Below are 9,489 nucleotides of genomic sequence, written 5' to 3' on the forward strand. Positions count from 1 at the left end.
ATCGGCGGGTTCTGAGAGGTTTCCTGGCGAGGACGGCCCCTCCGCCGCGTATTGGACATACATAAGGAGGGGCACCCACAGTCCAGGGAACCTCTCAGGTTCCGCTAAGCGACCACCCACCCAGACCATTCACCAACAGGCTCTGAGACGGCCGAGGAGCGGAGAACCCGTCATGCCCAGGAAGAACAGCGTCCCCAGGTGCTACTTCTCGTTGCGGAGCCCGTACTCCTGGCTCGCCTACCGAGACCTGGTGGACCGGCACCCCGAGGTGGCGGCAGCGGTCGAGTGGCGGCCGTTCTGGGAACCCGACGCCCGCAGCGAGCGGATGCTGGCCGAAGCGGGCGGCAGCTTCCCGTACGTGGCGATGTCCCGCGCCAAGAGCCTCTACATCCTCCAGGACGTGCGTCGGCTCACCCGCGAGCGCGGCCTCGAACCGACCTGGCCGGTCGACCGCGACCCGGTGTGGGAAGTACCGCACCTGGCGTACTTCGTCGCGCTGGACGAGGGACTGGGGCGGGAGTTCGTCGACCGCGCCTACCGCGCCCGCTGGCAGGAAGGGCGTGACATCTGCGACCGCGCCACCATGGCGGAGCTCGCCGCCGAGCTCGGGCTGCCGCCGGACCACGTCTCGAACGCGGTCGACGACGAGGAACTGCGCCGGCGGGGGACCGCAGCGCTGCTCGACATCGACGAGGACGGCGTGTTCGGGGTCCCGTTCTTCGTGGACCGCTTCAACAAGTTCTGGGGAGTGGACCGGTTGCCGGACTTCGTCCGGTCGGTGGCCGGCACGGCCGCCGCGCCGGTGCCCGTTGCGGCCGCGGAGCTGGACCCGGGCCTCGGCGGCGACCAGGGGCATGCCGGTGGCTGCGGCTGAACGACCATTCCGCGCGACCTGGAGGGCGAGATGAGGGAAGGCAACATAAGTTCGGCCGCCGCCGTGCACCGGTGGGCTCGGATTGCCGGCAGCACCACGGCGATCGTCTACGAGGGCACCGAGATCAGCTACGCGCAGCTGTCCGCCCGGGTGCGGCGGTTGGCGGCGGTGCTTTCCGATGGCGGGCTCCGCCGCGGTGATCGGGTCGCCTACCTCGGTCGGAACAGCGCGCTGCTGCTGGAGACCGCGCTTGCCGCGGCGCACCTCGGCGTGATCTTCCTGCCGCTGAGCTTCCGGCTGTCCAGCGACGAAGTGGCTTTCCTGCTCGGCGATTCCGGTGCGCACACGCTCGTCGTCGAGGACGAGCAGCGGGCGTTGGTCGACGGCATCGCCGACTCGGTCCCGGTGCGCCGCTTCCTGCTCGACTCGGCGACCGAACCCGCTCACCCGCGCTGGGAGAGCTTGTCGGCGGCGGCTCCGCCGGACCGGGACGACGAACCGGTGCACGTCCGGGAGGCGGACGTCGCCCTGCTCATGTACACGTCCGGGACCACCGGGCGGCCCAAGGGCGCGCTGCTGACCCACGGGAACCTGTGGTGGAACCAGGTCAACACGGCGACCGCGATCGAAACCCGGTTCCGCGACCCGGCCCTGGTCATCGCGCCCATGTTCCACATCGCCGGGCTCAGCGGCTTCACCATGGGCACCTTCGCGCACGGCGGCACCTTGGTGGTCCGGCGCGCGTTCAACGCCGAGCAGTGCCTGGAAGACCTGGTGGCACACCGGGTGGCCAACCTGATCGCGGTGCCGACGATGTTCGACGCCATCGCCCGGACCCCCGGTTTCGAGCGGGCCGACCTGTCGGCGTTGCGCGCCGCGATCGTCGGTGGCGCGCCGGTCCCGGACCAGCTCGTCCGCGACTACTCGGCGCGGGGTGTGAAGCTGCAGCAGGCGTGGGGACTGACCGAGACCGCGCCGCTGGCGACCTACCTGCCTCCGCAGTTGGTGGACGGCAAACCTGGATCGGCGGGTTTCCCCATGCCGCACACCGAGATCAGGCTGATCGATCCGGCGACAGGGGCCGCGGTGACCGAACCGGGCGAGGTCGGCGAGATCTGCGTCCGCGGGCCGAACGTGATCTCCGGGTACTGGAACGACCCGGACGCGACTCGCAAGGCGGTGGACGACGCCGGCTGGTTCCACTCCGGCGACATCGGACACTTGGACGAGCAGGGCCACCTCTACGTCGTCGACCGGCTCAAGGACGTGATCATCAGCGGTGGGGAGAACATCTATCCCGCCGAGATCGAGCGGCTGATGGCCGAGTTCCCGGGCGTCCGCGAGGTGGCCGTGGTGGGCGTGCCGCACCCGAAGTGGGACGAGACCCCCGTCGTGGTCGTGTGCCAGGACGGTGCGGCCACCCTGGAGGAGATCCGCGCGTTCCTCGGGGAGCGGTTGGCGCGGTTCAAGCTCCCCACCGCAGTGCACCACTGCGACGTCCTACCGCGCAACGGCACCGGGAAGGTCGACAAGGCGGGGTTGCGGGCGCGGCTGGCCGGCGAGCTCGAACCGGTCGCCGCAGACCGATGATGCGGGCCAGGCCGGGAGGGGCGCGACATGGTCGGCGTTCGTGATGGCACCGCGACCGCAGTTTCAATTGAAACTGCGTCCACGATCCATGGCGCCGTCGAGGAACAGGCGCGCCGGAACCCGGCCGCGGTGGCGATCGCGCACCGCTGGTCCGAGCTGAGCTACGCGGCGCTCGACGCCAGGGCGAACCAGCTCGCGCACCACCTGCGCGCGCTGGGCACGGGGCCGGGTTCCCTGGTCGGCGTGGGTCTGCGCCGCGGGACGGATCTGGTCGTGGCGCTGTTGGCCGTGCTCAAGGCCGGTGGCTCGTTCGTGGCCCTCGACCCCGCCGAACCGGCGAAGCGGCTGGCGCGCATCGCATCCGACGCCGACCTGCACTGCCTGATCACCAGTGGTGCCGGCCCATCGGGGCTTCCCGCCCGCCACCTCGTGCGCATCGACGCGCACGCCGCGGAGATCGCCCGGCGGCCCACCGCACCACCGGAGTCCGTTGTGGACGGTGAGTCCCCGGCGTACGTCACGTACACATCGGGACCGCACGGTCGGCCGCTGGGAATCGTGGTCCGGCACCGCAACGCGCTCGGCCGCTTCGCCGGGATGCGCGACCGGATCGGTTGCGCGGAATCGGACGTCGTCCTCGCGTTGACCAGCATCTCCTTCGACGCCGGGGTGCTGGCACTGCTGTGGCCGCTGACCTGCGGCGCGAAGGTCGTCGTCGCCGGGGACCGGTTGATCGAGAACCCGGCTCCCGCCGCCGAGCACCCGCTCGGCTTCAGCCTGTTCTTCTTCGCCGCCGCCACGGCCGACGAGCAGCGGCGCGATGGCTACCGCCTGGTGCTGGAGGCCGCGAAGTTCGGCGACGCCCACGGGTTCGAGGCCGTGTGGACCCCCGAACGGCACTTCCACTCCTTCGGCGGCCTGTACCCGAACCCGGCGGTCATGGCCGCGGCGCTGGCGACCGTGACCGAGCGGATCGGGCTGCGGTGCGGCAGCGTGGTCGCGCCGCTGCACGACACGGTCCGCATCGCCGAGGAGTGGTCCTTGGTGGACAACCTCTCCGATGGCCGGGTCGGCCTCGCGTTCGCATCCGGCTGGAACACCAACGACTTCGTGTTCTTCCCGGAACACTTCCCGCGCCGCAAGCAGCGGATGGCCGAGCAGCTGGACGAGTTCCGGCGGCTGTGGCGCGGGGAGCCGGTTCGGCGGCGGGGCGGCGGCGGCGCGGAGGTCGATGTGCGGGTCTTCCCGTCGCCGGTGCAGGACGAGCCCCCGATCTGGCTCACCTCGGCGGGCTCGGTGGAGACCTTCGAGCGCGCGGGGGCGGCCGGGGTGAACGTGCTCACCCACCTGCTCGGGCAGGACCTCGACGAGCTGGCGGTGAAGATCGCGGCGTACCGGAACGCCAGGGCCGAGCACGGGTTCGCCGGGCCGGGCCGGGTGTCGGTCATGGTGCACACCTTCCTGCTCGACGACGCGGAGCGGGCGAAGGCGCTGGCGAGGGGCCCGTTCCGGGAGTACCTCCGCAGCTCCGCGGAGCTCAGCCGGGTGCTGTTCGGCGCCGGGACCGCCGTCACCGACGCGGACCTCGAATCCGTGCTGGACCTGGCGCTCGACAGGTACCTGGAGCGGTCCGGCCTGTTCGGTTCGCCGGCGGAGGGCGCCGAAGTGGTGCGCAGGTTGGCAGCCGCGGGTGCGGACGAGATCGCGTGCCTGATCGACTTCGGGGTCGCCGTCGACGAGGCGATCGCGGGCCTGCCCACGCTGAACCGGCTGAAAGAACTGCACGAGGAGGAGGTGGCCGACGCCGAGCACTCGTTCGCGCAGCTCGTCCGGCGGCACAACGTCACCTTGCTGCAGTGCACACCCTCCTTCCTGGCCGCGCAGCCGACCGGTCTGGAGTCGTTGAGGGGCGCCCGCGCGGTGCTCGTCGGCGGGGAGGCGATCCCAGCGGATCTGGCGCAACGCCTGTCGGCTGCTTTGCCGGGGGTGCGGTTGTTCGCCGCATACGGCTCACCGGAGACGACTTCCTGGGCCGCGGTCCACGAGATCGGCCCGGACGCGGCGGTGTCCATCGGGCGAGCGCTGCCGGGCACCGAGATGCTGGTGGTGGACGAGGACCTGCGGGAGGTGCCGGTCGGAGCGGTCGGTGAGCTCCTGATCGGCGGGGCCGGGATCGCCGCGGGTTACCTCGCGCAGCCCGGGCTCACCGCGCAGCGGTTCGTCGCGAGCGGATCCGGAGCCGCCTACCGGACCGGGGACCGCGTGCGCCGGGAAACGGACGGAACCCTGACGCTCCAGGCGCGCGATGACCGCCGGGTGACCGTCCTCGGGCACCGAGTCGAACTCGCCGAGGTGGAGAACGTGCTTTCCCAGCATGCCCAGGTCGAATCCGTCGAGGTGACCGCGAGCACCGGTCGGTCCGGTAGCGCGCAGCTGGTCGCGCGGGTCGCCCCTGTTGCCGAGCCGACCGACCACGTCGCCGAAGCGGCCCACGTGCGCCGTTGGTGCCAGGAGTGGGAACGGATCTATGCCGGCGCCGAGCCGGGAACCGGTGCCGTCGAACCGATTCCGCCCCAGGACATGCGCGCGTGGCTGGACCGCACCGCGCGCCGCATCGCGGACCTGGCGCCGCAGTCGGTCGTGGACGTCGGTGCCGGCCCCGGACTGCTGCTGCGCGCGCTGCTCCCGCACATCGCGGAATACCGCGGGATCGAGCCCTCCTCGTCGGCCGTCGGAGCGGCTCGGCAGGCGCTCGGCCCCGAGCCACCGCACAACGTCGCCATCGACCATGCCGACGCCACCGCGCTCGCCGGCATGCCGACCGCCAGCGCCGACGTGGTGGTGCTGAACTCCGTCGTCCAGTACTTCCCGAGCACCGGATACCTGGAGCGCGTTCTCGCCGAGGCCGCCCGGGTCGGTCGGCGCGCGGTCTTCGTCGGCGACGTGCGGGGCTTGGCGGAACTGGACGCGCGCTACGCGGCAGCGGAGCTCAAGCGCTGCCAACCGTTGACGTCGGCGGCGGAACTCGCTGCGGCGATCTGGCGAAGCGTCGCGGGCGAACCGGAGTTGTGCCTCTGGCCCGCGTACTTCAAGAGGTTCGGCCACGCGCGGATCGAGCTCAAGCGCGGTCACGAAGTCAACGAGCCGACCTGCTTCCGCTACGACGTCACCCTGCTGCTCGACGAGCCACCCGGCGGCCCGGTCTCCGATGCGTTGGCCTGGTCGGAACTCCCGGCCGGACTGGACGGCCTCGCCCAGCGGATCGGCACCGGGCCGCTGACCGTCAACGGCATCCCCAATCGCCGGCTGGTGCGCCCGCGGGCACTGCTCCAACTGCTCGGCGGGGTCGCGGACGACACCACGGCCTGGGAACTGGAGCGGCTGCTGTGGGAAGTCGACGGGTCGTCGGCCGTCGACCCGGAGAGTGTCGTGGAGTTCGGTGAGCGGCACGGCGCGAGAGTCCGGCTGCTGGTTCCGGAACATGGCGGCCTGCACGAGTTCGACGCTGCCTTCGAGCCGGTGGAGCGGCGCACATGAAAACCGGGGCAACCGATCCGCTGGCCGTGGCGCGGGCGCCCGGGTTCCGCGCGGCACTGCGCGCCTTCGCCCGGGAGCGCCTTCCCGGAGCCATGGTCCCGGGGCGGATCGAGGTCGGCGGCCGGTTTCCCGACGGGCTGACCGGAACCGCGTACGCCGCGCCGACCGGTCCGGTCGAAGCCCGGCTGGTCGGCATCTGGCAGGACGTGCTCGGCGTGCACCGGGTCGGCGTCGCGGACGACTTCTTCGATCTGGGCGGCACTTCCCTGACCGCCGCGGCCTTGCTGGACCGGGTGCGGGACGAGTGCGGCGTTGAAATCGGGCCGCACGAGCTGTACGCGGGGCCCGTCATCGCGGAGCTGGCGCGGTTGGTCGGCGAAGAAGCCGTTCCCAGCGACCGATCGCGCGGAATCGACCCCGACGCCCTGGCTGCGGAAGCGCTGCTGCCGGACGACGTCCGGCCGGGTCGGGTAGCCGAGCCGGTCGCGCCCTTCCGGAATGTCGTGCTGACCGGCGCGACCGGGTTCGTGGGCGCGTTCCTGCTCCGCGACGTGCTGGACCGCTCCGATGCCGACGTGCACGTCGTCGTGCGGGCTGGCGACCGGGACGGTGCCGTGAACCGGGTCCGGAAGAACCTGGCCGCGTACGGTCTGTGGCGCAGGGCAGATGCACGACGTCTGGTCGGGATCCCCGCCGACCTCAGCCGCCCCTACCTCGGTCTGGATCGTCCCGCGTACGAGGAACTGGCACGGCGGGCCGATCTGGTGCTGCACAGCGGCGCCGGGACCAGCGCCGTGCTTTCCTACCGGCAGCTCAAGACGACGAATGTGCTGGGAACATTGGAAGTCCTGCGGCTGGCGTGCCGAGGTCGAGTGAAACCGGTGCACTACGTGTCATCGCTCGAGGTGTTCCCCGATGCCCTGGGCGTGCGGCCTTTCGGCGAGGCGGAACCTCCTGATGTGGACGGTGTGATCAGCGGTCGTGCGCAGACCAAGTGGGTGGCGGACCGCCTCGTCGCGCAGGCCGGGCGGCGCGGCCTCCCGGTCGCGATCCACCGCCCGGGGCAGGTCGTCGGGGGTCGAGCGACCGGGGCCTGCCCGCCGGAGCTGTTCTTGTGCGCCTGGCTGAAGGGCTGCATCCAGCTGGGCTCGGCGCCGGAGCTGGACCTGTTCGTCGACGCGGTTCCGGTCGACTTCGTCGCTGCGTCCATCGCGCGAATCGCGTTGAGCGGAACGGGGTTGGGCCGAGCGCACCACCTGCCGGGTGCTCCGCCCGTGCGCTGGGCGGAGCTCGTGGACCTGCTGAGCGATTCGGGGTATCGGGTGTCGCGCAAGCCGTACGGGGAGTGGCGTAGGGATTTGCGCGTTGCGGTGGAAGCCGGCGCGGAGAATGCACTGCTCCCGTTCCTGCCGCTGTTGGGCGAGGAAGGACCGGCGCCGGACCTGCCGCTCCGACGTGTCGGTCACCCATTCGAGGCGGATCGGGCGGGCGGCTCGGAAACAGCTCCTCCGGTGGGCGTCTCGGAACTGATATCGAGTTGTCTGGACTACCTGGTCGCGATCGGGAACCTGGAGCCGCCGATGGCTGCTGGGTGAGTTGAGCATTTCCAACCTCGTTTTGGGTGGCGGTGTTCGAATTGCTGCAATAATGCGGAATTCGGTTGCTTCGTTCGCTGTCGGGTGGCATTCGAGCACTCGTGAAATCCCGTGCGGGTCATGTGGGTGTCGCATGGTTTCCGCTGTCGCTGAAAGGTGCGCCTGGGGTGATCGCAGCTGTTTGTTTTCGGATGTTGGCGTTCTAACGTTGCAGTGGAAATCCGGCTGGACTGGTGAGGTTTGCCGTGACCGCTAAGAAATCAGCAGTCGAGGACATTCTCCCGCTTACCCCGCTGCAAGAGGGGTTGCTGTTCCACGCCTGGTACGACGAGCAAGGGCCCGACGTCTACATCGTCCAGCTGTGCGTCGAGCTCGAAGGCGATTGCGACGTCCCGAGGTTGCGGGCGGCCGCTCAGGCGTTGGTGGACCGGCACGCGAGCTTGCGCGCGGCGTTCGTGCGCCGCGGTGGCCGGGGGCCGGTGCAGGTGATCGCCCGGCGGGTGCGGGTGCCTTGGCGGAAGCTCGACCTGGTGGCGGCGGCCGATCCGGAGTCCGCCTTCGCGGATGTCCTTGCGGCGGACCGGAACGAGCGGTTCGACATGGGGAGACCGCCGCTGGTGCGCTTCATGGCGGTGCGGTTCGCCGCTGACCGCGTCCGCCTGGTGATGACGTGCCACCACGCCCTGTTCGACGGTTGGTCGCTGCCGATCGTGGTCGATGAGCTGGTCGAGCTGTACTCCCGCGACGGCGACGCCAGCGGGCTCCCGCCGGCTCCGGCGTGGCGGGAGTATTTGGCGTGGTTGTCCGATCAGGACGGTCCGGGGGCTGTTCGGGTGTGGGCCGATGCCCTTGCGGGGGTGGAACAGCCGACTTTGGTGGCTCCGGGCGCGGGTCGGGACGGAGTGGTGCCGTGTCGCGCGGTGGCTGATGTCTCGACGGGTTTGCTGGGCGGTTTGCGGTGTCTGGCGGCTGAGCGTGGTGTGACGCTGTCGTCGGTGGTTCAGGTTGCTTGGGGGGTGTTGCTCGGCGGGTTGGTCGGCTGCGGGGACGTGGTTTTCGGCTCTGTGGTGGCGGTTCGCCCCCCGGAGGTCCGGGGTGTCGAGTCGCTGGTGGGGTTGTGCGTCAACACGGTTCCGGCGCGGGTTCGGTGGTCGTCTGGGACGCGTGTTGGAGATTTGCTGGCGGAGGTTCAATCCGCGCAGATCGGGTTGATGCCGTACCGGCATGTGGGGCTGCCGGAGATCCAGGGTGCGCTGGGTGTTGGTGAGCTGTTCGACTCGGTGGTCATCTTCGAGAACTACCCGACCAAGCCAGGAACGGCTGTCGAAGCGGCAGCGGGGCCTTCGCTGCGCGTCGCGAACGTCGAAGGTCTCGACTCGACGCATTACGGGTTGGCGTTGGTGGTGCTGCCGGGGGACGAGCAGCTGACGTTGCGCCTGGACTACCGGCCGGATTGCTTCACCACGGAGGAAGCGGAACTGGTCCTGCGGCGGTTGGTGCGCGTGCTGGAGTCGATGGCGGCTGACTCCGACATGCTCGTGGCGGACATCGACATCCTCACCGACGAAGAGCGGTACCAGCTGCTTGAGGTGTGGAACGGGCAAGGTGTGGTCGCAGCCGAGTCGACCTTGCCGGAGCTGTTCGAGGCCCAGGTTGCGGAGTCGCCGGATGCCACTGCGGTGGTGTGCGGCGGTGAGTTGGTGTCGTATGCGGAGCTCAACGCTCGGGCGAATCGGCTTGCTCGGTGTCTGATCGGTCGTGGTGTCGGGCCGGGTTGTGTTGTGGGGCTTGCGGTTCCGCGGTCGGTTGAGATGGTCGTGGCGGTGTGGGCGGTGCTCAAGGCGGGTGCTGCGTATTTGCCGGTCGATCCGGGCTTTCCGGCCGAGCGGATCG

The 9,489-nt window shown here is 70.4% G+C and carries 5 protein-coding genes; all 5 read left to right on the forward strand.

Going from position 1 to position 9,489, the window contains the following annotated elements; translation table 11 throughout:
• Nucleotides 1-172: 172 nt before the first annotated feature.
• Nucleotides 173-874, forward strand: coding sequence for a 2-hydroxychromene-2-carboxylate isomerase (locus E1288_RS24980; protein WP_132489063.1), 702 nt, complete (start codon nucleotides 173-175; stop codon nucleotides 872-874).
• 30 nt (nucleotides 875-904) lie between these two features.
• Entirely contained in the window at nucleotides 905-2,464 is a 1,560-nt protein-coding gene (locus E1288_RS24985) for an acyl-CoA synthetase (protein WP_132489065.1), read from the forward strand.
• Nucleotides 2,465-2,491: 27 nt separating this feature from the next.
• The gene (locus tag E1288_RS24990) at nucleotides 2,492-6,001 is read left to right on the forward strand and encodes a MupA/Atu3671 family FMN-dependent luciferase-like monooxygenase (RefSeq protein ID WP_132489067.1); all 3,510 of its coding nucleotides are present in this window, start codon (nucleotides 2,492-2,494) and stop codon (nucleotides 5,999-6,001) included.
• Complete coding sequence (locus tag E1288_RS24995) at nucleotides 5,998-7,596, forward strand: thioester reductase domain-containing protein (protein ID WP_132489069.1); 1,599 nt, start codon at nucleotides 5,998-6,000, stop codon at nucleotides 7,594-7,596. Before E1288_RS24990 ends, E1288_RS24995 begins: the two co-directional genes overlap by 4 nt.
• A 245-nt stretch (nucleotides 7,597-7,841) precedes the next feature.
• Nucleotides 7,842-9,489 (forward strand): condensation domain-containing protein (locus E1288_RS25000; RefSeq protein WP_165968241.1); only part of this gene is annotated, 1,648 nt, incomplete at its 3' end.

It is taken from the genome of Saccharopolyspora elongata (assembly GCF_004348985.1).
GTDB lineage: Bacteria > Actinomycetota > Actinomycetes > Mycobacteriales > Pseudonocardiaceae > Saccharopolyspora > Saccharopolyspora elongata.